The sequence below is a fragment of the Haliscomenobacter sp. genome, from assembly GCF_040403615.1.
Lineage (GTDB): Bacteria > Bacteroidota > Bacteroidia > Chitinophagales > Saprospiraceae > Haliscomenobacter.
Genome location: NZ_JBBAKG010000009.1, coordinates 20,209 through 44,810, shown reverse-complemented (window position 1 = coordinate 44,810; position 24,602 = coordinate 20,209). Strand labels below are relative to the sequence as shown.

Annotated in this window: 18 protein-coding genes; 13 read left to right on the top strand and 5 right to left on the bottom strand. The window is 47.0% G+C overall.

Annotated features, from left to right (window positions below):
• Positions 1-357: signal peptidase II (locus tag ABW391_RS04745; protein ID WP_353480684.1), on the top strand; the 357-nt coding region annotated here is incomplete at its 5' end.
• A 50-nt stretch (positions 358-407) separates the two neighbouring features.
• Here ABW391_RS04745 and ABW391_RS04740 read toward each other — a convergent pair.
• Together ABW391_RS04740 and mqnC are read right to left on the bottom strand one after the other, a co-directional pair.
• Positions 408-1,748 (bottom strand): amidohydrolase family protein, encoded by a 1,341-nt coding sequence (locus tag ABW391_RS04740; protein ID WP_353480683.1) that lies wholly within the window; start codon positions 1,746-1,748, stop codon positions 408-410.
• A 101-nt stretch (positions 1,749-1,849) separates the two neighbouring features.
• Positions 1,850-2,992 (bottom strand): cyclic dehypoxanthinyl futalosine synthase, encoded by a 1,143-nt coding sequence (gene mqnC, locus ABW391_RS04735; protein ID WP_353480682.1) that lies wholly within the window; start codon positions 2,990-2,992, stop codon positions 1,850-1,852.
• Between the two features lie 473 nt (positions 2,993-3,465).
• Between mqnC and rimP the strand changes: the two genes are divergently transcribed.
• From rimP to infB, 3 genes are all read left to right on the top strand, one after another.
• Entirely contained in the window at positions 3,466-3,942 is a 477-nt protein-coding gene (rimP, locus tag ABW391_RS04730) for a ribosome maturation factor RimP (protein ID WP_353480681.1), read from the top strand.
• A gap of 101 nt (positions 3,943-4,043) precedes the next feature.
• Positions 4,044-5,294: a transcription termination factor NusA gene (nusA, locus tag ABW391_RS04725; protein ID WP_353480680.1), complete on the top strand. Its 1,251-nt coding sequence runs from the start codon at positions 4,044-4,046 to the stop codon at positions 5,292-5,294.
• A 174-nt stretch (positions 5,295-5,468) separates the two neighbouring features.
• A complete protein-coding gene (infB, locus tag ABW391_RS04720) occupies positions 5,469-8,819 on the top strand; it encodes a translation initiation factor IF-2 (RefSeq protein ID WP_353480679.1) in 3,351 nt (1,116 codons plus the stop codon).
• 128 nt (positions 8,820-8,947) lie between these two features.
• Here the strand turns inward: infB and ABW391_RS04715 are convergent, their stop codons facing one another.
• The 3 genes from ABW391_RS04715 to ABW391_RS04705 all read right to left on the bottom strand — a co-directional run bounded on the left by ABW391_RS04715 (position 8,948) and on the right by ABW391_RS04705 (position 12,974).
• Complete coding sequence (locus tag ABW391_RS04715; RefSeq protein WP_353480678.1) at positions 8,948-9,667, bottom strand: response regulator transcription factor; 720 nt, start codon at positions 9,665-9,667, stop codon at positions 8,948-8,950.
• Positions 9,668-9,782: 115 nt separating this feature from the next.
• Complete coding sequence (locus ABW391_RS04710; protein WP_353480677.1) at positions 9,783-11,237, bottom strand: sensor histidine kinase; 1,455 nt, start codon at positions 11,235-11,237, stop codon at positions 9,783-9,785.
• Positions 11,238-11,456: 219 nt separating this feature from the next.
• Positions 11,457-12,974 carry a DUF5691 domain-containing protein gene (locus tag ABW391_RS04705; protein WP_353480676.1) on the bottom strand — a complete coding sequence of 506 codons (1,518 nt, stop codon included), beginning with the start codon at positions 12,972-12,974 and terminating at the stop codon, positions 11,457-11,459.
• Between the two features lie 105 nt (positions 12,975-13,079).
• Here ABW391_RS04705 and ABW391_RS04700 point away from each other — a divergent pair, with 105 nt between their 5' ends.
• The 9 genes from ABW391_RS04700 to mutL form a co-directional block, all read left to right on the top strand.
• Entirely contained in the window at positions 13,080-14,861 is a 1,782-nt protein-coding gene (locus tag ABW391_RS04700) for an AMP-dependent synthetase/ligase (protein WP_353480675.1), read from the top strand.
• A 7-nt stretch (positions 14,862-14,868) separates the two neighbouring features.
• Entirely contained in the window at positions 14,869-15,939 is a 1,071-nt protein-coding gene (locus tag ABW391_RS04695) for a CotH family protein (RefSeq protein ID WP_353480674.1), read from the top strand.
• Positions 15,940-16,108: 169 nt separating this feature from the next.
• Entirely contained in the window at positions 16,109-17,935 is a 1,827-nt protein-coding gene (locus ABW391_RS04690; RefSeq protein ID WP_353480673.1) for an AMP-dependent synthetase/ligase, read from the top strand.
• A 484-nt stretch (positions 17,936-18,419) separates the two neighbouring features.
• Positions 18,420-20,714, top strand: coding sequence for a 30S ribosomal protein S1 (gene rpsA / locus ABW391_RS04685; RefSeq protein WP_353480672.1), 2,295 nt, complete (start codon positions 18,420-18,422; stop codon positions 20,712-20,714).
• Between the two features lie 192 nt (positions 20,715-20,906).
• Complete coding sequence (locus tag ABW391_RS04680) at positions 20,907-21,800, top strand: mevalonate kinase family protein (protein WP_353480671.1); 894 nt, start codon at positions 20,907-20,909, stop codon at positions 21,798-21,800.
• 45 nt (positions 21,801-21,845) lie between these two features.
• Positions 21,846-22,232, top strand: coding sequence for a hypothetical protein (locus tag ABW391_RS04675; protein ID WP_353480670.1), 387 nt, complete (start codon positions 21,846-21,848; stop codon positions 22,230-22,232).
• 183 nt (positions 22,233-22,415) lie between these two features.
• Positions 22,416-23,609, top strand: coding sequence for an MFS transporter (locus ABW391_RS04670; RefSeq protein WP_353480669.1), 1,194 nt, complete (start codon positions 22,416-22,418; stop codon positions 23,607-23,609).
• Between the two features lie 41 nt (positions 23,610-23,650).
• Positions 23,651-23,974 (top strand): hypothetical protein, encoded by a 324-nt coding sequence (locus tag ABW391_RS04665; RefSeq protein ID WP_353480668.1) that lies wholly within the window; start codon positions 23,651-23,653, stop codon positions 23,972-23,974.
• A 209-nt stretch (positions 23,975-24,183) separates the two neighbouring features.
• The coding region (gene mutL / locus ABW391_RS04660; RefSeq protein ID WP_353480727.1) for a DNA mismatch repair endonuclease MutL at positions 24,184-24,602 on the top strand (419 nt) is incomplete at its 3' end.

The window sequence follows — 24,602 nt, the reverse complement described above, 5'->3', positions numbered from 1 at the left end:
CTTATTTTTTCGCCTTCTTATTTTCATGGTGGGCTGGCCACTTTGTTTCCTGCCGAGGGTGGGTATGCGGGCTTTCTGCACGGCAAGGTGGTCGATATGTTGTACTTCCCGATTTGGCAAGGCATTTACCCCGCTTGGATGCCGTGGCTGGGGGGGAAAGAATACTTTTTCTTCAAGCCAGTTTTCAACATCGCCGATGTATCCATTACCTGCGGGGTATTGAATATCCTGATTTTTCAACGGGATTTTTTCCGGTATTATCAGAAAGAAGAAGAAAAAACGGTGACGCCTGAAGTGATCACTACTGAAGTAAGCAATGTGGAGCGCCCAGAAGCGCCAGAAGGAGAAATAGGGTAATAGACTTGTTGTAACGGATTCAGATCCACTACCCTATCCTTTTCTTTGGTTTATTTGTACCGTTTTCCGTGCTTGATCACCAAGTCTACATTTTGCAATAAATTGATGTAGCGCAGCACATCGCCTCGTACGGCGATAATATCGGCGTATTTTCCTTCGGTAATGGTTCCTACCTTATCCGCTACCCCATGAAACAGGGCAGGCCAGTACGTAGCCGCACGAATGGCATACATCGGATCCACGCCGAGGTGATTCACCCATACGTCCAGTTCATTCCAGGTGGATTGGCTGTGAAATTTCATGGGAATTCCGCTATCGGTTCCAATCAATAACACCACCCCAGATTCTTTGAGCTGCTGAAATTTCTTGGCCAGCGTAGGTTGCCGAATGGGCGTGAGCTGGAAATATGACAAGCGATCGGGATGCTCAATTGATTCCCGAATGTCGGCAATAATGGAATCGGGTAGCCCCAAATGCCAGGAAGGATCATCCAGCTTCTCGCGGTTATCCCGATTATAGGTGTAATTGTATAGTCCCTCAATAGTAGGAGTCCAGTACAGTGGCCCCAGGTTCATTTGAGCAGTCCGCTCTTTGATTTGATTGAGGATGTCATTGGGGTAGTCCGGAGCGGAAGAAAGACCGGTGTGCTCAAAACAGTCAACTCCAAGTTTCAGTCCTCGGCGGATTTCTTCCGGGCGGTGGGCATGGCCTACTACTTTCAGGTTGTTTTTGTGGGCTTCGTCTATCACTGCGCTCACCTCTTCCATGGTCATTTGATCGTGGTCGATCAGTTTAATGCAGTCTACACCCGCTTTGGCCAATTTGCGCACTTTGTTGCGGGCGTCTTCAGCGCCTTCAATTCCCCAGCGAAACAATTCCGTGCCAGGGTAAGGCTTCTTTTGGATAAATGGGCCAGACACATATATGGTAGGGCCATCTAGGGTTCCTTTGTTGATGGCATCACGCACGGCAATGGATTCTTCCAGCGGCGCACCCAAATCGCGAGCCGAAGTAACCCCGGCCATCAGCAACTGCTTGGCCGATGCGGGCATGATCACGCTGCCGAATATTTTGGGATAGGTTTTGTCCCAATGGGTATAATCGCTGTGGCCATTGATCATCAAGTGAACGTGCATGTCCCACAACCCCGGCAAGAGGCTCATACCTTCCGTAGAGATGATTTCGGCATCCTTCGGAATCTCGATTTGACCAACTTGACCAATCTTGACAATTTTTTCCCCTTCAATGATGATCACGCTGTTGCGCAATGGAGTGCTTCCATAGCCGTCAATAAGCGTACCGCCAACCAGGGCTTTCAGGTTTTTTTGCTGCGCAAAAAGGAGGCTGCCACCCAGCAGCAGCAGGGCAGAAAGTAAAAGTGTTTTTTTCATACTATCCGATTTAAGTTTAAGAGTTGAAGAGTTGAAAAGAGATAGATCTGCTACGAACCCTGTAAATGCTCTTCAACTTTTAAACTCTTCAACTTTTAAACTTAATCTACAATCATTTCTACCCGATTCAGTTCTTGCTGCAGGATATTTTCGGGCAATTCCCTGAAATCGTATTGCTGGTTGCGCAATTTGGGTTCAAAACCAGCTTCTTTAATGGCGTCCTGAATGCCTTGCGCCGTAAAGCGGAAGCGCGCGCCAGCTGCCGAAACCACATTTTCTTCAATCATGATGCTACCAAAGTCATTGGCACCGGCGTGCAAACAAATTTGTGCTACTTGCTTCCCGATCGTCAGCCAGGAAGCCTGAATGTTGAGCACGTTGGGCAGCATGATTCGGCTGATGGCAATCATGCGCACATACTCATCTCCAGTGACGGTGTTGCGGGCGCGTTTGAGTTTTTTGAGAATGGTGTCTTCATCCTGGAATGGCCAGGGAATGAAGGCCAGGAAGCCCTTGGCATCGGCGGGTTTTTCGGATTGAACTTCCCGTATTTTCACCAAATGCTCCATGCGCTCCAGGTTGGTCTCGATGTGGCCAAACATCATGGTAGCCGAAGTAGTCAAATGCAACTGGTGCGCAGCTCTCATGATATCGAGCCATTCTTGCGCACCACACTTTCCTTTGGAGATCAGGCGACGTACCCGGTCGTCCAGAATTTCAGCGCCAGCTCCTGGCAAACTATCCAGGCCAGATTCCTTTAGCGCTTTTAGCACTTCATAGTGCGTAGACTTGGCCAATTTGGTGATGTGGGCTATTTCCGGTGGCCCGAGTGCGTGCAATTTTAGGTTGGGGTACAAGGCCTTTAATTCCCGAAACAAGCCTGTGTAGTATTCCAGTCCCAAATCAGGATGGTGCCCGCCCTGCAGCAGCAATTGCTCACCGCCAAAGGTAAAGGTTTCTTCTATTTTCTGCTTGTACTCTTCTATCGAGGTGATGTAAGATTCGCCATGACCCGGACGGCGGTAGAAATTGCAAAACTTGCAATTCGCCAGACACACATTGGTAGTATTGGAATTGCGGTCAATGATCCAGGTGACGTGGTTGCCTGGCACTTGCTTGCGGCGCAATTGATGCGCAACATACATCAGATCGGCAGTAGGCGCATTTTCGAATAAAAATTGACCTTCCGCAGCGGATAAGAAATCGAACTGTAGCGCTCGTTGCAATAAATCTTCAGTATGCATGGACAATGGTTTGCATTGCGATGAAATGGTGTGCCCTGAGTTGGGAAACGTTCAAGCACAACTTTGAAACAAAATTACAAAACGTCGGTTTTACAAGGCGAGATTTATTTTTCATTTTTTTCTGAAAACACTGAAAAATAAAAAAATAAACCATGTCGCTACAAAAACTGTTCGGAATCAAAAATATTGCCTATATTTGCACCCAAGTTGGAAAAAACACTACAAAGAGGGAACCGAAAACGGTTCCCTCTTTTGCGTCTTAGTAACGCAGAAAAATTAACTTCCCGATTTTGGTTTTTGAATAGGAAGCAGAACGGTTCATCTCAAGTGAGCTCCCATTCAAAAGCCTCTGAAAAAATCGGGAAGTAATTTTTTGCGTCATACTTATAACTTCTGGCACGAGCAGTTTTTTGGATTGGTCTAATGTCTTGTTTGTGTTTTCAGAAAGTTATTGAAAAAAATACAAGCAAGAAATGAGTACTGAGAAAATTGAAGCCTTGTTGCAGGAAAAATACCAGGAACCTGAATTTGCAGACTGTTTTACCGTTGAAATCAACCTGCAACCAGAAAAGGTGTTGGAAGTGTTCGTGGACAGTGATTCAGGAATGACCTTTGAAAAATGCCAACGCATCAGTCGTTTTTTGGAAGGACACCTGGATACGAATTTATGGCTTGGCCCAGAGTATACCCTCGAGGTTTCTTCTCCGGGAATTACCCGGCCACTGAAATTCATCCGTCAATACGGACGCAACCTTGGTCGAACCCTGGAAATAAGCCTTAAAGTAGGCGAATCGAAAACAGGGATTTTGAAAGAAGTGAATCCTGAATCCATTGTTCTTGAACAAGAAATAAAATGGAAAGAAGGAAAAAAGAACATGAAAGGGATTGTACAAACGGTTATTCCGTTTGAAAACATTTCCAAAGCAATTGTAAAGATTAGTTTTTCATAAAATTGTGCTTTACCTACACTGGTCACCGAGCGTAGTCGAAGTGTCGGCACCTCGGCTTCGCTCGGTGACCGGTGCAGCCGAAGCACATAAACTTTTTCGCGATGAATCTGGTGGACACTTTTTCGGAGTTCAAAGCCGGGAAAAACATTGACCGCCCCACAATGGCGCGGGTACTGGAGGACGTATTTCGTACCTTGATCAAAAAGAAATTTGGGTCAGACGACAACTTCAACGTTATTGTCAATACACAAAACGGTGACTTGGAACTCTGGCGGGTACGAGAAATTGTACCCGATGGTGAAGTAACCGATGATCGGGCACAAATTTCCATTTCGGAAGCTTTTGCGATTGATGAAGATTATGAAATCGGAGAAGAATGCTACGAGCGTTTACAACTCGAGGATTTTGGTCGCCGCGCCATTATGGCCGCCCGCCAAACCTTGATCTCCAGAATCATGGAACTGGAGAAAGACGAAGTTTACAAGAGTTACTCTGAACGCATAGGTGAAGTCATCGTTGGTGAAATTCACCAAATCCTGAAGAAGGAATTTTTGGTCGTTGACGATGCTACAGGCAATGAATTGGTATTGCCCCGCACGGAAACCATCAAAGCGGACTTTTTCCGCAAGGGAGACATGGTCAAAGGCATCATTCGCCGGGTAGAATTGCGCAACAACTCGCCCATCGTAGTGATGTCCAGAACAGACAATGCCTTCCTGGAAAAATTGCTGGAAGCAGAAGTACCCGAAATCGAAGACGGTTTGATCAGCATCAAAAAAATTGTACGCCTCCCTGGAGAACGTGCCAAAGTAGCTGTAGAATCTTACGATGATCGCATCGACCCGGTTGGTGCTTGTGTAGGGATGAAGGGGTCGCGCATCCACGGTATTGTACGCGAGTTGAACAATGAGAACATCGATATTGTCAACTTCACCAACAATGCCAGCCTTTACATCCAACGTGCTTTGACTCCGGCCAAAGTAACGCGGATTGAACTGAACACCGAGACCAACCACGCCGACGTTTACCTCGAACCGGAACAGGTGTCATTGGCCATCGGCAAGAGTGGTACCAATATCAAATTGGCAAGCCAACTGACCGGATACGAAATTGACGTATACCGCAACAATACTGAAGAATACGAAATTGACGATGTTGATCTCGACGAATTCGGCGATGAAATTGAAGATTGGATCATCGATGCCCTTCAAGCCATCGGTTGTGATACTGCACGAAGCGTACTCAATTTGAGTAAAGCCGAATTGTTGCGTCGCACCGACCTGGAAGAAGAAACCATCGAAGATGTGCTCCGAGTTCTGGCCGCTGAATTTGAAGAAGGAGAGAATAATTGATTTTTGTGGAACTTTTTCTATAAACGCAGCCTTTAATCCTTGTGAGGGAGGTTCGTTTTTTTCTGGGGAAACCATTCAAAAGCGTTTTTTGTAAGATAATCTGTGTAAAAATCGGATTTGCTTTAATTTCAATGGTTTTCCCTTATCTTTGTGCCAGTTTTCTAAATCTTTCGAATGTCAAGAGTTTTAGTTAAGATTGCTAGGGACTTGAATGTCGGTACGGCAACTATTGTGGATCACCTCAATAGTAAGGGGTTTGATATTGAGAATAAGCCCAATGCCAAGATTACCGATCCGATGTATGATGAATTGCTAAAACAGTTCCAAAAGTCAATCGAAATCAAAGACGCCGCCAAAAATGTCAATATTGGCTCTGCGCGTCCCAAGCCTGAAATGGCTGAGGTAGCTGTTCCTACCAAAGAAAAGTCTGTCCATGAAGAGGACAGCGAACCTAAAAAGGACCCGGTAAGCGAAGACTTCCGTGTTAAGCTGCAAAAACCAACCGTGCTTGGGAAAATTGACTTGAGCGAACGCTTAAAGCAGCGCATTGAAAAAACCAATGAACCCGCCAATAAGCGCAAGGAAGAAACGCCCGCGCCTGTCGAGGAAAAAGCTGCTCCGCGTGAGAATGTTGCTGCTCCGGTAGTGGAGATCAAAACTCAAGATCCCGTTAAAGAGAAAAATCTCGAACCACAAGCGACAGTGATCAACAAGCCTTCAAGCGAAACCCCAAAGAGTACGACTCCAGGAGTTCCTGCTACCCCTCAAGCGGTGGAAGGGGATCAACCACCTGTGGTTCAGGAAGGGAATTTTATTCGGGCAGAAACACCAGAATTGCGCGGTCTGAAGATTTTAGGAAAAATCGATACCAACCAATTTGAGCGTCCTCGTAAAAAAGAAAAACCCAAAGAACAACCTCGTGGCAGAGGAGGAAATCAACCTGGCCAAAATCCCAACCGTGGCAACGCGCCTCAAGGTCAGGGCCAGGGTGGTCAGCAAGGACAAGGTCAACAAGGCCAGGGTCAGGGTCAAGTTGGTGGAAACAATCCCGGTGGCAATCAAAACCGCGACAACCGGGGAGACAACCGCAACCGACCAAACAATGGACAGGGCAATACCGGCGGCGATAACCGCAACCGACCCAATACTGGCCAACCCAACACTGGTGGCGATAACCGCAACCGACCCACTACCGGTCAACCCAATCCTGTTGGTGAAGGCCAAAACCGTAGGCCTCAAACAGAAGGTGGAGCACCATTAAGTGGTTCAGCGGCTGAAGACGCCAAGAAAAAGCGCAAACGCAAACGCAAAAAGGTTTTGCCAGGCCAGGAAGGTCAACAGGGACAAGGACAAGGACAACAAGGCCAAGGTCAGGGTCAAGGTGGTGGAAACAACAACAATACCACCAATAATAACAATAACAACAACCAAGGTGGTGGCCAGGGTGGTCAGCGTCCCAATAACCAACAGGGGGGCGGTGGTCACTACAATAACAACAACAATAACCACCACAATAATAACAACAACAACAACAACCGCCCACGGCCTCAAAACCAACAAGGGGGTAGCGGAACGGGCAACCGACCCGCACCTCAGGAAAGCGGTGAAGTTTCTCAACGTCAGATAGAAGAAAAGATCAAGGCAACCATGGCGCGTCTTTCCGGTGGAGGAAAGAAAAAACGCCAAAAATTGCAGCGAGATAAACGCGATCGTTTCCGTGAACGCCAGGAAATCCTGGAGCAAGAAGCGGAAGGTGGCAAATTGCAGGTAACCGAGTTCATCTCGGTGTCTGAATTGGCCAGCGTGATGAACGTAGCGGTTACCGAAGTAATCACCACTTGTTTGAGCCTCGGTGTAATCGTTTCCATCAACCAACGTCTTGATGCTGAAATTATCGAATTGGTAGCTGGAGAATTTGGCCATGAAGTTGAATTCATCTCGGTTGAAGACCAGGTCGGTGAAGAAATTGAAGCACCAGATGCTCCTGAAAATCTACATGATCGTTCGCCAATCGTCACGGTAATGGGTCACGTCGACCACGGTAAAACTTCCTTGCTCGACTACATCCGCAAAGCCAACGTTGTATCTGGTGAAGCCGGGGGTATCACCCAGCACATCGGTGCCTACGAAGTGGAACTGGAAGATCAACGCAAAATTACCTTCCTTGATACTCCTGGTCACGAAGCCTTTACAGCGATGCGCGCACGGGGTGCCAAAGTAACCGATATTGCGATCATCATCATCGCAGCGGACGACAGCATTATGCCTCAAACCCGGGAAGCCATCAGCCACGCACAAGCGGCAGGAGTACCGATGGTTTTTGCCATCAACAAAGTGGACAAGGCAGGCTCAAGACCTGAAAAGATCAAAGAAGCATTGGCGGGTATGAACATCCTGGTGGAAGACTGGGGTGGTAAATTCCAATCTCAAGATATTTCGGCTAAAACAGGCTCAGGTATTGCTGAACTGATGGAGAAAATTTTGCTCGAAGCAGAATTGCTCGAACTGAAAGCCAATCCAAATCGCAAAGCTACGGGTACCGTACTGGAAGCAACCCTGGATAAAGGCCGGGGTTATGTAACCAAAATGCTGGTGCAAAATGGTACCCTCAAAGTGGGTGATACCTTTGTAGCTGGCGAGTTTTCTGGTAAAGTACGGGCCATGCTCAACGAGCGTGGCAAGCGCTTGACCGCTTCAGGCCCAGCAACTCCAATCATGGTATTGGGTTTGAGTGGTGCCCCGCAAGCGGGAGACTTATTCAAAGTATACGAAAACGACCAGGAAGCACGCCAAATCGCAACCAAACGTTCTCAGATTGCCCGTGAGCAAGCCAACCGGGCAACCAAGCGGATTTCTTTGGACGAAATCGGACGTCGTTTGGCATTGGGAAGCTTCAAAGAATTGAACTTGATTGTGAAAGGGGACGTGGATGGTTCTGTAGAAGCCTTGGCCGACTCCTTGATCAAACTCTCGATCGAATCTGTACAGGTGAATGTGATCCACAAAGCAGTGGGTCAGATCATCGAATCCGATATCTTGTTGGCTTCCGCTTCGGACGCCATCATCATTGGCTTCCAGGTGCGCCCATCCTTGACTGCCCGCAAACTGGCAGAACGGGAAGGTGTTGAAGTAAAAACCTACTCCATCATCTACGAAGCCATTGAAGAGGTTAAAGCGGCCATTGAAGGGATGCTTGAACCCACCAAAGAAGAAAAAATCACTGGTTTGGTGGAAATTCGCGAGGTGTACAAAATCAGCAAGATTGGTACAATTGCCGGTTGTTTGGTTGCAGAAGGAAAAATTGCCCGAAACAGCCACATCCGAGTGGTACGCGATGGCATCGTAGTATTCCCAACCCGCGAAGGTGCACACGGCGAAGTGGCTTCCTTGAAACGTTTCAAAGAAGACATGCGAGAAGTGAAATCTGGTTTGGAATGCGGTATGTCCATCAAGAACTACAACGACATCAAAGAAGGTGACATGATCGAAGCATACGAGATTGTTGAGATCAAGCAGAAGTTGTAAAACCGAAGCTTAATTTTTAAATAAAAATGGGTTGCCTTGAATCAAGGTAACCCATTTTTTATGCCCACAAAAAAAGCTGGGTGAGCCCAAATGACTCCCCAGCCGTAATCATAATCCCAAAAACTATTTTATGCTTCTTGATCCGACTTCACCAGCAATTGAAATCCATTGCCGTGAATGTTAACGATTTCGATGTTGCCATCTCTGCGTAAGTATTTGCGCAACTTGGTCACAAATACATCCATAGAGCGAGCGGTGAAATAATTGTCTTCACCCCAAATTTTGGTTAAGGCTTCTGAGCGGGGAAGTATATCGTTGACGTTTTGAGCAAACATTTTTAACAACGAAGCTTCCTTTGGAGAGAGCTTATGTTTCTCTTCCTCACCACTTTCTGCAAATGTAAGAATTCTTAATGGAAAATTAAAGTGATATTTACCGATGGAAAATTCTTTCACTTCATCCTTCAATTCCAGCTTGCTTTGGCTGCGCTTCAAAATGGCGTGAATGCGAAAAAGCAGTTCTTCAGAATTGAAAGGTTTGGAGATGTAATCGTCGGCGCCAATGCGGAAACCTTCCAGTACATCGTCTTTCATGGTCTTTGCGGTAAGGAAAACAATGGGCATCTCCCGATCCTTTTCCCGGATTTCCCGCGCCAGCGTAAAGCCATCTTTTTTGGGCATCATTACATCAAAGATGCAAAGATCGTAACGCCCTTTTTTGTAGCTTTCCAGTCCTTCTACACCGTCTTTGGCCAAGGTCACATCGTAGTCGTGCATTTCCAGATAGGAACGCAGTACATCGCCAAAATTCTGATCGTCTTCTACAAGTAAAATACTATTGTTTGCCATAAGCGTATTTTTTTGCTTAGGATTTAGAGTTTTGAATTCGCTTCTCTACACTCCGGTCACTGAGCGAAGCCGAAGTGTAGAGAAGCGAATTCAAAACCTTAAAATCCCAAATTTTTCATGCTTCAACTCGAAATGGAAAAGTCAGGATAAAACTGCTGCCTTTTCCGGGGTCACTTTTAACTTCTACTGCTCCCTTGTGTGCCGTCATCATGGCTTTGACGTAGCTTAAGCCCAGTCCAAAGCCTTTGACATCGTGCAAGTTGCCCGTAGGCACGCGGTAGAATTTATCAAAAATTTGTTTTCTTGCCTCTTTGCTGATTCCGATCCCATTGTCCTGTACGGTTATCTCAATACCGTTGGAAACATTGCGCGTACTGACGCTGATTTCGGGTTCATCGGGCGAATACTTATCTGCATTGTCCAAGAGATTGTTGATCACATTGGCCACGTGGGTAAGGTCTCCTTCAATGATCGGCATGCTTGCATTGAGTGCAGTTTTTACAATTCCATCCCGTTTTTCTACACGCAAGGTTATGTTTTCAACTGCAGCCTGAATAACTTCATGTACGTTTACTTCCGTCATTTTAAGGGAGAAGTCACGCTTGTCCAGCAAGGCCATTTGCAAAACTTTCTCCACCTGACTATTCATACGCTTATTTTCCTGTTTTATTATGTTGGCAAAGCGTTGGACTTTTTCAGGGTTGTTCAAAATGATGGGCGTAACTATAGAATCGGAAGCAAGTGAGATGGTCGCAATTGGTGTTTTGAATTCGTGGGTCATGTTGTTGATAAAATCCGTTTTCATTTCCGACAGTTTCTTTTGGCGGAAAATGACTGTCAGGGTATAGGCGAAGCAAGACAAAATAATGGCCGCAAACAGCGCAGTTCCCGCCGCATTTTTCCACAATGAACTCAAAATAATATTGGTGCGATTGGGAAAAAAAACGCGCAATTCGCCCGGAGGTATCTTGACACTGTGAAAAACCGGTACAGAGTAATCTGGATTGTACAAATTGGACGTTCCAAGGGTTGGCACCGGTTCTTTGTTGCCAAAGTCATCAAACACATAGTGTCCATCTACAATGACCATGCCATTTTTTTCATTGGACCAAATGCCGTAATGAAATTTGAATTTGCTGTTTTGGGGATTGATGCCTCTTTTTCCGAATTCTTGTAAAATAGCCAAGTCCAGATCTTTGGCTTTGATTCGCTCTTCTACCGAACGCATGTTTTTTTCCTGGTTAAACAACTCCGTAAGGCCAGGGTTGGTCATAATGTGGATGTAAAACTGGCGCTCAAAGCTGGGAATTCCTTCCAATTCTGCATTGTCAATTTCTTTCAACTTATCGCCATTGGGGCGAGCAGTCGCTATCTGTTCTGCCTGGTAGGCCATCATGAAGCCATTCACCGAAGAACGAAAAAAGTATTCTCGCTCAAAATCTTCCAGGCGCTCGGTTACTTTCACCAATGCTTCTTGTACGTTTTTGTCAAACCGTTCCTCATTGACAGACATGGAGGTACGGATCAGGTCGATTTGAACCAATATAACGCCCAATACTGCCGCGCTCATCAAACCAATGATTAACCAAATTGCTCTTTTATTCATCCTTGTACAAATAGTGTAGACCTTGAGTCCCGGGTTACAAGTTACGAAGCACACCTGTATTTTGGTGCAACGATTGCTTCAAATGTTAAAATCAAGCTTTTGCAAAATTAGCCGATTTGTAACGGAGGCGCTTTACTTTAACGAAGAATTAACCACTGAGTCTGACGCAAAAAATTAAAAGTATTAAAATGCTGCAATCATCTTAGCCCTGAACTGGATCACGGCCAGCATGCGTTCTACTTCCGCTTGCCAACGCTGCCCCAAGGCTGAATCAATGACCCAATTGTTGTTGAGCTGCTCAAATAGCCCAGTGTTGCAATGGTAAGCCAGGGCTTTGAGCAATCGGGCATAATGCCAAATGTTCCAAAACGGATTGTCTCCCCCGGCCAAATAGCGCATCAAAGGTTGGACAACCGCCAGGCTCAGTTCATCACTCCAGGCTTCGTCGGTGGCACAGAGCATAAAGGTAGCGACGTGGTCATCTTCCAGTAAATACGGGCGCTTTTGCAAATAAGGAACCAGTATTTTTTGTAAAATCGCCCCAGGCAATTGTTGCAACAAATGCCGGCCAGTGGAAGTTTGCCAACTGCTGGCTTGTTCGTGGTGGAGCCACCAGATTGCTAGCGCTTCTTGCCAAACGAGATCCTGGTGCAGCAATGCCGCATCGGTCAGGGCTTGTACCCAGCTCTCTTCTCGATCTTGCTGCGCAAATAAGCCAATTGCCTCTTGGGGGGATAAGCCCCAATGGGTTTGCCAATACCCTGGGGGCAATCTTCGGATCAGTTGAAACAACCAGGCACTGCGCTGAGTCAGGGAAAACGGTCTTTTGCTTCCAGGTTCTACACCATCTTTGCGCCACTCTTCAGGAATCTCTTCCGGCAAACTCACATTTATTCTTTGATCCACCACCACAATGCGTTCCTGCAAATATTGAAGGTACCGATCGATTAGCCCTGCCCCCGGGATGCAGGCCAATAACTCCGCAGCTATCTGTCGGATTTCTTTGCGGCGCTCTTGCAGACAGACTTCCAGAAACCCTTCATCTTCGCTGTTTAAGCCAATGCTCAAGCCCTCTAGCAATGCTGGCTTTTGAGCAGGGTCTTCGTCTAGCCAGGTGGATTGCAGCAATTGCAAGCCTTGTGCCGCGCTTTGTTGCCTGATGCTGCGCAACAACGAAAGCCTTGCTGGGCCGGTAGTGGTTGCCCAAGCTCCGGGATCGGGGTTGGGCGTACTCAACTTGATCCACAAGGGGTGTTGCAGCATCAGCCAGTGGCCGCGCTCCCCGACTGCGGGTTTTAGGGTATCCCACAAGGCGGGATCTTGAGTACAGCGTTGCAACAAAGCTGGCAGGGCTTGGCGGGGCAATACCTGTTGGGCCGCCAGCAGCAATTTAACCCATTCGGGGAGGGCATCCGGATACCTGCCGTCCAAAATGGCTTGCAAGCAGTGTGCAGCTTCTGCACTACACTCGGCTTCTGCTTGCTGCAATTGTATTTGTGGAATGGGTTCCGTCCAAACCGGAATCAAAAAACCTGCCCTTGTCCATTGTCGGTGCAAAACCAGTGCTTCAGCAGCCATTTCTGCAGGCAATTCCTGTCCATTTAGACCCTGCTCTTGCAAATATGCCTGTAACCCATCGGTCAGTGAAGATCGATCCGTTCCCAAAAGTAATGTCGTTTGCAGGTCTTCTAAATGGTTCATTTTTATTGCAAATTGGGATGGTATTTAAAAAATTTCTTACTTTGTAAATCCAAGGAAAAGAACTTTATTTTGTTCTTATTGTAAAAAACAGGTTATATACCAATTATGGATTACCGCCGCCTTTTCGACCTTTTCGGATACCAGGATGCTCGTTTTCCCAATGGAGCAGCCTTGACCTATAAGTGGCAGGGGCAACGCGTGTCTTTTTCCACCCAGCATTGCCTCCACAAGATAAATCAAGTTAGCGCATTTTTGTTGCGAATGGGCTTACAAGCAGGTGACCGGGCGGCTATCATTGCCAAACATGGTAGTCCTTACTGGAATTTTTTGGACTTGGGCATGCAGCAAATTGGCGTCATCGTAGTACCCCTTCACGCCACCGCAGGCAAGGATGAATTGCGCTTTATCCTCCAGGATGCGGGTATCTCGGCCTGTTTTACCGATACAGAAGAATTGTATTTCCGCATCCATGAATTACAGGCGGAATCGCTTGATTTGAAGTGGATTGTACCTTTTTATCCCTTGCCCGAAATCAATCCTTGTGTACTGGAGCTCATGTCGGAGCCTACCAGTACTGAATTGGACGAAATTGATAAAAGAAGAAGATTCATCGACGAAACAGCTTTGGCAACAATTATTTATACCTCGGGAACTACTGGCCGGCCCAAAGGGGTTATGCTTTCACATCAAAACATCATCAGCAACATCAAATCGACCATCGCGCTTATACCTGTCAATTGTGATTCAAGGGTACTCAGCTTTTTACCCTTGAGCCACATTTTTGAGCGCATGGTGATTTACACGTATATTGCAGTAGGCGCTACGGTGACCTATGCAGATGGACAAGACCAGATCATGCCCAGTTTGCGGGAAGTTCGGCCTCATTTCATTACGGCAGTTCCGCTGATCGTAGAGCGCTTGGCCGAACAAATCATCGCACATGCAAGAAATAGGTCATTGCTGCGCAAGAAAATCATGGATTGGGCCGTTAAGCTGGGCAAAAATTACCACGATGGAACTCGGCAACCTTTTGGGTATTGGTTGCGTTTGACCCTTGCCCGGATTCTTGTTTTCAACCGTTGGCGCAGGGCTTTTGGTGGGCATATGGAGGGAATAATTGTGGGCGCAGCAGCGTTAAATCCAGAATTAGGACGGCTTTTTTCAGCAACAGGCATAAAAGTAAGAGAAGGATACGGCCTGACCGAAACATCACCAGTGATTGCGTTCAATCGATTCGAACCTGGTGGTGCTCGATTTGGTACAGTTGGAATACCCATTCCAGGAGTAGAAGTACGCATTGTGAATCCAGATGAGGATGGCGCTGGCGAACTGCAAGTAAAAGGACCAAACGTCATGATGGGGTATTACCACCAACCAGAAGCCACCCAACAAGTAATGACCAGTGATGGATGGTACCGCACGGGTGATATTGGATTTTGGGTACACAAGCGTTTTGTGAAACTCAAAGGCCGCCAGGATGACATGTTTAAAACCGGAGCAGGGAAATTCATCGCCCCAGAGGCCGTTGAAAAAACCTTGTACGGCTCGGAGTACATTAGCCAGTGCCTGGTTGGGGGTGCCAGTCGATCTGCGCCGTTTGCACTGATTGTGCCGCGCTTTGATCACCTGGAAGCCTGGTGCAAAACCCAGAAAGTACATTGGACTGCTCCGCAATTCATGGTGCTGAATCCAAGGGTATTGCGTTTTTTTAAGGAAGAATTGGAGCGGCTCAATCAGCAGCTACCTCCCTATCAGCAGGTGCAGCAATTTTTATTGCTGTACGAACCCTGGACGGAGCAAAGTGGAGAAATGACGGCCACCCTGAAGTTGCGCCGCAAGCGCATTTTAGCCACTCATGAAAAAGCCATTAATGAACTTTACCTATAATTGACGTATGAGAAATCTAAAACACCTTAAAACCCAATGGCTATGCCTATTAGCCTTTACACTGTGCTGTCCTGTGCTGATTTTTGCCCAATCAACAGCTACACCTGCTCGACCCCATGGTGATTCCATTAGTTGGTTGGATCAATTGTTGCTAGAAGACAGCATTGGCATTCTGGAAGTGCGCCTTGAAACGGATCTTAAAAACTTAATGCGAACTAAGGCCGACGAGAAATACCAACCTGCTGTATTCAAGTACAAAAACAAAGCCGGAGAAGAGAAAATCTACAATGCCGAAGTAAAGCCTCGCGGCAAAACCCGTAAAGAGATCTGCGTACATCCTCCGCTTAAACTGAAAATCAAAAAGGCTGACCTCACCAATGCAGGCATGCTGCCGTTCAATGAAATGAAAATTGTATGGGAATGCAAACCCTCCGGCTCTTTTGAGCAGTTTATTTACAAAGAATTCATGGCCTATCGCTTGTACAACAAATTAACATCTGCAAGTTTTAGGGCCAAATTACTCAAAATCAACCTCGTAGACACAAATTCACCGACCAAGGTCATCGAGAAAATTGGTTTTATTGTGGAAGACGAAGACCAGGTGGCAGATCGACTGGCGAGCTTGGAAATGGCCGAACGCCCCAAAGACTCCAAACAATTTGCCCGGCAACATTTTTTGAATTTCGTATTGTTTGAATACATGATTGGCAATACCGATTGGGCGTTTGGCAATATGCACAATTCGCGTTTTTTTGAACACATCACCAGTAAAAAGGTAATCCCCGTACCTTACGATTTTGATTACTCTGGCTTGGTCAATGCGCCTTATGCCATTCCACACGAATCCTTGCCCATCCAAAATGTTCGCGAGCGCTATTTTAAAGGAGGGGTAGTAAATGCTCCCGAAGGAATGATTTTGCGCAAGCAATTTTTGAATTCCAAACCGGCGATCCTGGATTTCATCAAAAATTTCCCTCATTTTGACAAGTTCACCCAACAAGATGTGATGGATTTCATCCTCGAATTCTACCGCGAATTGGAAGATGAAAAGCGCTTTTTGCGCATCCTAAATCCTTAAACCGACTTTACCTGACTCAAATAAAAGGCTGCAAATGATTCCCGCTCTGAGGACAGGACATTTGCAGCTTTCTACTTAATGTTCAAATTTATCCAGAAAATCCAAACAATCTTTTAATATTGGGTTTATATTAGAGGATAATTCTGCAAAACAGCTGAAAACTTTTTTCATGGAACCTACCAGATTGAGTGACCTGATTCATTATCAGGCAGCAAAGTTTCCTTTGGAACGCGCTTTTGGATACCGCATAAATGGGGAATGGAAATATTTCAGTACCCAAGATATAATTGACCTGGGCAATAAGGTAAGTCGTGGACTACTCAAATTGGGCATCAAAAAAGGAGACCGCATCGGGGTAGCCGTTACCCAAAACCGCCCGGAATGGACAATTTTGGATGTGGGGATTCAACAGATCGGCGCAATCAACGTCCCGGTCTATCCAACCATTACTGCCGAGGATTATACCTACATCTTCAACGATGCGGAGATTCTCCTTTGCTTTGTCGGAGGAGGAGATCTGTACGAGAAAGTCAAAAAAGCGCAAGAGCAAGTGCTTTCGCTACAAAACGTCTATTCTTTTGATCCAAAAGACGGACAGCCTTTCTGGGAAGAAATCTTTTCCGACGAAGGGCAAGCTGAGGTTGATGCGTTGACTGCGTTGGTTAAACCCGATGATCTGGCTACCATCATTTATACCTCAGGAACAACCGGTGTACCCAAGGGGGTAATGCTCTCGCACCACAACATCATCAGCAACATCAAGGCGGGGCGCAGTGCCTTTCCCTTCAAGCAGGGCGATACGGCGTTGAGCTTTTTGCCCATTTGCCACATTTACGAGCGGGTAGTGATTTACCTGTATTTGCTCAGCGGAATTTCCGTAGTCTTCACTGGTACAGACAACCTGGGCGGAGAAAGCGGCGATTTGGCTACGGTAAAGCCCCATTTTTTCACCACAGTTCCCCGTTTGCTGGAAAAAATATACGAACGCATCTACAACCGCGGGCTCGAACTGACTGGCCTCAAAAAAACACTGTTTTTTTGGGCCTTGAAACTTACTGAAGCCTACCATTACGAATACCAGCCCAAAGGATGGGAAGCCATTCAGTGGAAAATTGCCGATCGCCTCATCTTCAGCAAATGGCGGGCTGCCCTGGGCGGCAACCTCAAGGGCATTACCACCGGAGCCGCTGCTTGCCCACGCCGAATTGCTCAGGTATTTTCTGCCGCAGGTGTCCCGATTCGGGAGGGTTACGGCCTGACCGAGACATCTCCCGTATTAACCCTCAACCTTTTTGAACCGAAAGGTGCCTTGTTGGGCACAGTAGGCGGCATGATTGACGAGGTTGACATTTTTATTGATGAATCCGATGGCATGTACCGCCCTGGTGAAGGAGAAATTTTGGCCCACGGGCCTAACGTAATGATGGGGTATTACAACAAACCCGTAGCTACCGATGCAGTGATGAAAACCATCAATGGCAAAACCTGGTTTTGCACCGGAGATGTAGGCAAACTGGTAGAAGGGCCCAATGGGAAGCAGTTTTTGCAGATCACCGATCGCAAAAAAGAACTGCTCAAAACCTCAGGTGGCAAGTACGTAGCTCCTACCCCAATTGAGAGCAAGTTTCGGGAAAATTTCCTGGTTGAACAAATGATGGTTCTTGGCGAGCAACGCAAATTTGTGGCCGCCCTGATCGTTCCAGCAGAAACCGCCCTAAAGGATTGGTGCAAAGAGAATCAAGTTGCCTGGACTACATTTTCCGAAATAATCCATCATTCCAAAGTGATCGCCAAGTTTCAATCTATTGTGGATCAAATCAATCCAAGCTTCAGTCACATTGATCAGATCAAGCAATTCCGCCTTTTGGACAAAGAATGGGAGCCTGTCAAGTCTGACGGAACCGAGGCCGAACTAACACCAACCATGAAACTCAAGCGTAGGGTAATTTTAGAGAAATACAGTGGGCTGATCGAAGAGATTTACTCAGGAGAATAAAGTTGAAAGTTGAAGAGTTGTAGGCAGTTCAAGATTAGAGCCCTAATGCTGGACTACTGGCAACTCTTCAACTTTCAACTCTTCAACTAGGCGACCCCTTCAACGTACTACTGCGGCGGCAGTAAATCACTATTGCGATTGTACAGGTAAACCAGCATCGCCATGAATAACATGAAGAAGATAAAGAAATACAGTACACAGTATCCCTTCCGGCCGACGTTTTCTATTTCAGACATTGTTTATGCAGTTTTGAGTGAATGAAAACTTGCGCGTGCAAAGATGAGTAAAAAATAGAAATTTACCCAAAATTCGCCCCTGCTTGAAAATAACTTATTCTACAAGTAAGATTTCGCTTCAAAATAGCCTTTCCCGCCGTAATTATTCGCGTCCAATCCTTTTGATTCTCAATTGAAAATTCTACCTTTGCGGCTCAAATTTTTAATTCATAACCAAATTCCACCTTTCGTGGGAAGAAATGCTATTTATGATTGACGAAACAAACGAGATCGAGAAGGTTGAAGAACAACTCGATACCGAGGCGCAAGTTGAAGAAATTGCAGCAGAGACCAGCAGCGAAATTGTTGCTGCCGTTGAAGAAACGGAAACAGTAGTAGAAACCATTCCAGAAGTGGTTGCTGCCGTTGAAGAAACAGCAGAAGTAGTAGAAACCATTCCAGAGGTAGTTGCTGCTGCAGAAGAAACAGCAGAAGTAGTAGAAACCATTCCAGTATTGGTTGCAGTGGAGGCAGTAGAGCCTGTAATTGCTCCCGAAATTGTTGAAACTCTGGCCGCTGTAGCAGTAGCAGAAGTAGGCAATGAGGAAATTGCTGTAGAGGTAGAACCAGAAGTAGAAGCTGCTCCTGCCGAAGTAGTGATCATCAAAAACGTTGATTTGATCCCAGAAACCACTACTGGTGGGGAAGACGATGACGAAGATGAATTGGACATCGAATTGCTTTTCAACACCGAATTCGACCCCAACACTGCACACGATGAGTTTGACTGGAGCATCACCAACAAAGGTGGCGCCGTTTATACTCAGGATACCACCAAAGAATACCTGACTCAGTACGAATCTACCATGAATGCTGTGGTAGAAAGTGAGATCGTAAAAGGTCGCGTAACCTCCTTACACGGTGGCGACGTGGTTTTGGACATCAACTACAAGTCTGATGGTTTGGTACCGCTTTCTGAATTCCGCGACATGCCCGACCTCCAAATTGGCGATCTGGTAGAAGTGTACGTAGAACAGCAGGAAGACATGCGTGGCCAATTGGTACTTTCTCGCCGCAAAGCAAAACTGCTCCGCGCCTGGGAAAGCATCGTAGATTCTTACGAAAATGGTACAGTGATTAAAGGTACGGTTATCAGCAAAACCAAAGGTGGTCTGATCGTAGACTGCAGCGGTTTGGAAACCTTCCTTCCTGGATCACAAATCGACATCAAGCCAATCATTGATTACGATTCATACGTAGGCAAAAACATGGAATTCAAGGTCGTTAAGATCAACGAAACCATTAAAAACGCCGTCGTATCACACAAGGCACTCATCGAAAGCGACCTCGCCGAACAACGCGAAGCCATCATTGCCAGCCTCGAAAAAGGCCAGGTTTTGGAAGGTATCGTCAAGAACATCACCGACTTTGGTGCGTTCCTCGACTTGGGCGGCGTAGACGGTCTGCTTTACATCACCGATATCTCTTGGGGCCGCATCAGCCACCCAAGCGAAGTATTGGGCCTCAACCAGAAAATCAGCGTAGTAGTACTCGACTTCGACGAAAACAAGAAGCGTATTTCTTTGGGCTTGAAGCAATTGCAACCACACCCATGGGAAGTACTCGACAATACCATCGCTGAAAACTCTATCGTTAAGGGTAAAATTGTCAACATCGAAGATTACGGCGCATTCCTGGAAATTCAACCGGGCGTAGAAGGTTTGATCCACGTTTCAGAAGTAAGCTGGAGCAATCAACCAATCAACGCACGCGAATTCTTCAAACTGGGCCAGGAATACTCTGCAAAAGTTGTTACCGTTGACCGCGATGAGCGCAAGATGTCTTTGTCGCTGAAGCAAATGGCGCAAGACCCTTGGAGCGAAATCGAAAACCAATTCCCACTCAACAGCCGCCACACTGGCGAGGTCAAAAACCTCACTCCTTATGGCGTGTTCATCGAGCTGGAAGAAGGCATCGGCGGCATGGTCCACATCTCCGACTTGAGCTGGACGAAGCGTTATGGTCACCCATCCGAGTTTACCAAGGTTGGTGAGAAAATTGACGTGGCAATCCTCGATATCGACAAAGACAACCGCAAATTGTCACTGGGCCACAAGCAATTGGAAGAAAACCCATGGGATACTTTCGAAAACGTATTCCCTGTAGGTTCTTACCACGAGGCTACCATCTTGCGTCGCGACGACCGTGGTGCCATCGTACAATTGCCTTACGGTTTGGAAGCTTTTGCTCCGATCAAGCACATCCGCAAAGATGACAACAACCTCGCTGAAGTAGACGAAGTACTGACTGTGAAGGTGATTGAATTCAACCGCGACGATAAGCGCATCCTCGTTTCTCACTTGCGTTACCTCGAAGACATCCGTCGCGAGGCCGATGAGCAAGTGAAGAAAGTAAAAGACGATGAGCGCAAAGTAACCCGTACTGCCGTGAAAAAACAGCAGGACAGCATCGAACGTTCTACTCTTGGTGACCTGGAAGGATTGGCTGCATTGAAAGAGCAGTTCGAACAACAGAACCAAGCAAATAAAGAAGATCAGGAATAAATCATCCTGATGGAAGTAAAAAAGGCCCCGCCCGGTGTGAACCGTGGCGGGGCTTTTTTTGTGTGGTTTACATAAAACTTGATCCTGTGTCTGTTTTTAGAAGTTTATTTTTGGTATTTAGTCACCAATCTTTTTGTTTCCAAAAAGTTAATTTCCTGCATCCAAACCCACTAATCTTTACTTTTGAGGCCTATGATTTTCTCCAGCAAATTGTTACTCTTCGGCGAGCATACCATCTTGCAAGGCTCTTCTGCATTGGCAATGCCATTGCCTTTGTTTCAGGGCGAGTGGGCCTGGACAGCAGCAGAAAACGCTGCTGCTTTGCAACGCAGCCTGCCGGAATGGAGCCAGTATTTGACCAGATTACAAACAGAAGATTTGCTGGGCGCAAAGCTTGATTTGACTCGTTTTGCAAGTGATCTGCAAGCGGGTTTGTATTTCCGCAGCAACATCCCCGATGGGTATGGCACGGGCAGCTCAGGGGCAGTTTGCGCCGCTTTGTATGCCCGCTATGCATTGGATCCGATCGATAGAGAAGACGCTACCCACTATCCCAAATTGAAACGGATTTTGGGCCAAATGGAGTCTTTTTTCCACGGCGCAAGCTCGGGCACCGACCCACTGATCATCTACCTGAATCGCCCAGTTTTGTTGCGCGCAAATGGAACAATCGTATCCATCCCTTTGCCGGCCTGGCCGAATACAGAAGATCGGTTTCAATTTTTCTTGCTGGATACCGGACTCAGCCGCAGCACCGGAGAATGGGTCAAGCTGTTTTTGGATCGGTGCAAAGCCAGTGATTACCAGCAAAAAATCCAATCCCAACTCAACCCGGTGACCGAGGCAGCGATTGAGGTGTTTCAACAAGCACAGTGGACTGAATTGTACACCCGCTGGCAACAAATCAGTGCACTCCAGCAAGAACTGATGCAGCCCATGATTCCCCGGCCCTTCCAGGATTTGTGGCAACAAGGACTAGACGAGGGGCATTTTGCCCTCAAACTCTGCGGTGCAGGGGGCGGTGGTTTTTTGCTGGGCATGGGCAAACCAGAGCATTTGCCCGCAAAGGCCATCCTCTTAACGTAGGGGTAGCACAGGTATTCACTCATCTCTCAATAAAAACCATTTCCAATGAAAAAAACGTCTGTAATCCTCGCATTTGCCCTCTTGCTGGCCATTCCTCTTTTCATGGCCTTGAGCCCCAAAGCAGAGAAACCCACTGAATCCAAATGGCGCGTAGTAACCGTGGTTGAATCCGTTGTACCCGGCAACCTGGGGCGCTCCAAAATTACCACGATGGACAGCGATGGCGCCGCCACCGAGCAAGACATCAAAAACCTCTTCAGCCTTACCGGGATCAACTTCAAAAACCTGCAAGACAACAACCGAGGCATCGCCGACCTGCTGGCCCGCAATACCGCCGATGGCTACGAACTGGTAGAGGTTGTGCCCGGCAATTTTGGCGGCGACAAAGAATCACAGGGGATTTTTATGACGCGGTTTATTTTTAAGAAGTAGGAGCTGACCATTTTCCCGACGTCGGGAAAATGGATCGTTCCTGGAAAGAGCGGGCAGCGGAAAGTTGTTGACTTTGCGCTGCCTGTTTCGGCACGAAATCCTCCAGGGCTAGCGGCTGAAAGCTGACAGCTCATCGCTGACAGCTAAAAAAAATCCCTATCTTCGCCCCGCAAAAACCGCACCGTGCAAACCACGCTTTACCTCCGTCTTGCCCTTTTCCAATTCTTTCAATTCTTCATCTGGGGTTCCTGGACGGTGACCACTGGAACTTACCTACTCCAAACCCTGCATTTCAGCGGGCGCGAAGTCGGTTTGGTATATGGCACCACCGCCATTGCTGCCGTAGTTTCCCCTTTTTGGGCAGGGCGCCTCGCCGATCAGCATTTCCGTTTGGAGCGCATTTTGGCCGTCTTGCATTTTACGGGGGGGCTGCTCATGTTTGCCCTCAGCACGCTGCATCAGTTTGCGTTTTTTTACCCGATTATGGTGCTGTACGCCATTTGCTACATGCCCACTTTTGCCTTGTCAACGGCCATGACCTTTCACAACATTCCTGAACCATCCCGCGATTATCCCCGACTCAGGGTATGGGGTACCCTGGGCTGGATTGCAACCGGATTGTGTGTAGGTGGACTGGATCTGGAGACCACCACCTTGCCCATGCGCTTGTCGGCCACTGCCTCCATCTTGCAAAGCATCTATGTATTGACCCTGCCCGCTACCCCACCGCCCGGCAAAAAAGAAAAAACCAATCTTTGGGCTACTGGCCGAACGCTATTGCGCGACCGCAGTTTTCTGGTGCTGATTATTACCCTGACCCTGGTTTGTATCCCCAATGCGTTTTACTACAGTTTTGTCAACTCGTACTTAAAAGACCAGGGATTTCACAACGCTGCGGCCATGATGTCGATTGGTCAGGCTACCGAGATTCTATTTGTTTTGCTGCTGCCCTATGCCCGGCGTATTTTTGGGATCAAAACAGTGATTCTCCTTGGTGTTTCTGCCTGGGGCATCCGGTATATGCTCCTGTATTGGGGCGGTATTGACTTGCCTGCCCTGGTGTGGATTGGGTTGGCCATGCATGGTCTGGCCTGGGCATTTACGGCACTGGCTGGTCAAATTTACATCGACGAAAAAGTACCGGTTTCCTTGCGCAGCACCGCCCAGGGATTTATGGCTTTGGTCATTTCCGGGACGGGCGCATTTTTTGGGTCTTTGATTGCAGGCGAAGTGGTCAGTTGGCATACTTTTGGTGATAAAATTACCTGGTCGGCGGTTTGGTTAGTGCCTGGCAGTGTAGGGATATGCACCGCGCTGTTTTTTGCGTTATTCTTTCGAAATCCACAACTGCGCGACCAAATTTCTGTTAAAAGCTAAGTGACGGGATTGAGCATTTATGGAAACGAATAGCAATCAGCATGGAAGAAGACCATTTAGAACAAACCAGGAGCCTGATCGCAAAGGACTTTGACCTGGTCAAAACCAGTTCCCTCATCGAAGCGGAGTTGCTCGAAGCCATTGCCAATCGGGTGGCCGAGATGATTGAGGAAAACAAAGACCTGCTTCTCAGTTACATGTACCGACTGGACATTGATGAGGGGAAAATTCTTTTTGCCCTTAGTCCATTGGCCAATGAACCGGCCCATGTAGCTTTGGGGCGCTTGATTCTGGAGCGGCAAAAACAACGCGCCATCACCAAGTTGACTTACAAAACCCCCAAACTGGATGATTGGGCGTTTTAATTTCTATCTGGTGAGAACCTTTTTCTTGCTAAAAATTGTTTAAATTTATCTTTGCAGTGGGGCAAAAATAAGTGTTCATTTTTTTTTAGCCAAAGGATTAGATAAGACACTTAAAATGAACCATTTACTTATCTAATCCTTTGAAAAAATGAACACTTATTTTTTGATCGCCCTTTGCATTTAAACACGTAGTAAAAGATAAAAAACTTATGGCTGATGTGATTCAGCTACTGCCCGACTCTATTGCCAATCAAATTGCTGCTGGCGAGGTGATTCAACGACCTGCTTCAGTAGTCAAGGAATTGATGGAGAATTCAGTAGATGCAGGCAGCAAGAACGTTAAATTGATAGTAAAAGACGCCGGGCGAACCTTGATACAGGTCATCGATGATGGCTGTGGCATGTCGGAAACCGACGCACGCATGTCTTTTGAGCGGCACGCAACTTCCAAAATCCGCAGTGCCGACGATTTATTTGCCATCCGCACCATGGGATTTCGGGGCGAAGCGCTGGCCTCCATTGCCTCGGTGGCACAAGTGGAGTTGCGTACCCGTCGCCACGCTAGCGAAATGGGCACACTGCTGCTGGCCGAAGGCTCTAAAGTAAAATCACAGGAGCCTTGTCAAAC

Excerpts from the sequence above, each read along its gene's own strand:
- ABW391_RS04690 (WP_353480673.1), top strand. The coding sequence starts at position 16,109 with ATGGAACCTACCAGATTGAGTGACCTGATTCATTATCAGGCAGCAAAG.
- ABW391_RS04665 (WP_353480668.1), top strand. The coding sequence starts at position 23,651 with ATGGAAGAAGACCATTTAGAACAAACCAGGAGCCTGATCGCAAAGGAC.
- ABW391_RS04715 (WP_353480678.1), bottom strand. The coding sequence starts at position 9,667 with ATGGCAAACAATAGTATTTTACTTGTAGAAGACGATCAGAATTTTGGC.
- ABW391_RS04705 (WP_353480676.1), bottom strand. The coding sequence starts at position 12,974 with ATGAACCATTTAGAAGACCTGCAAACGACATTACTTTTGGGAACGGAT.
- infB (WP_353480679.1), top strand. The coding sequence starts at position 5,469 with ATGTCAAGAGTTTTAGTTAAGATTGCTAGGGACTTGAATGTCGGTACG.
- rpsA (WP_353480672.1), top strand. The coding sequence starts at position 18,420 with ATGATTGACGAAACAAACGAGATCGAGAAGGTTGAAGAACAACTCGAT.
- ABW391_RS04680 (WP_353480671.1), top strand. The coding sequence starts at position 20,907 with ATGATTTTCTCCAGCAAATTGTTACTCTTCGGCGAGCATACCATCTTG.
- mqnC (WP_353480682.1), bottom strand. The coding sequence starts at position 2,992 with ATGCATACTGAAGATTTATTGCAACGAGCGCTACAGTTCGATTTCTTA.
- ABW391_RS04675 (WP_353480670.1), top strand. The coding sequence starts at position 21,846 with ATGAAAAAAACGTCTGTAATCCTCGCATTTGCCCTCTTGCTGGCCATT.
- ABW391_RS04695 (WP_353480674.1), top strand. The coding sequence starts at position 14,869 with ATGAGAAATCTAAAACACCTTAAAACCCAATGGCTATGCCTATTAGCC.
- ABW391_RS04700 (WP_353480675.1), top strand. The coding sequence starts at position 13,080 with ATGGATTACCGCCGCCTTTTCGACCTTTTCGGATACCAGGATGCTCGT.
- ABW391_RS04740 (WP_353480683.1), bottom strand. The coding sequence starts at position 1,748 with ATGAAAAAAACACTTTTACTTTCTGCCCTGCTGCTGCTGGGTGGCAGC.
- rimP (WP_353480681.1), top strand. The coding sequence starts at position 3,466 with ATGAGTACTGAGAAAATTGAAGCCTTGTTGCAGGAAAAATACCAGGAA.
- nusA (WP_353480680.1), top strand. The coding sequence starts at position 4,044 with ATGAATCTGGTGGACACTTTTTCGGAGTTCAAAGCCGGGAAAAACATT.
- ABW391_RS04710 (WP_353480677.1), bottom strand. The coding sequence starts at position 11,237 with ATGAGCGCGGCAGTATTGGGCGTTATATTGGTTCAAATCGACCTGATC.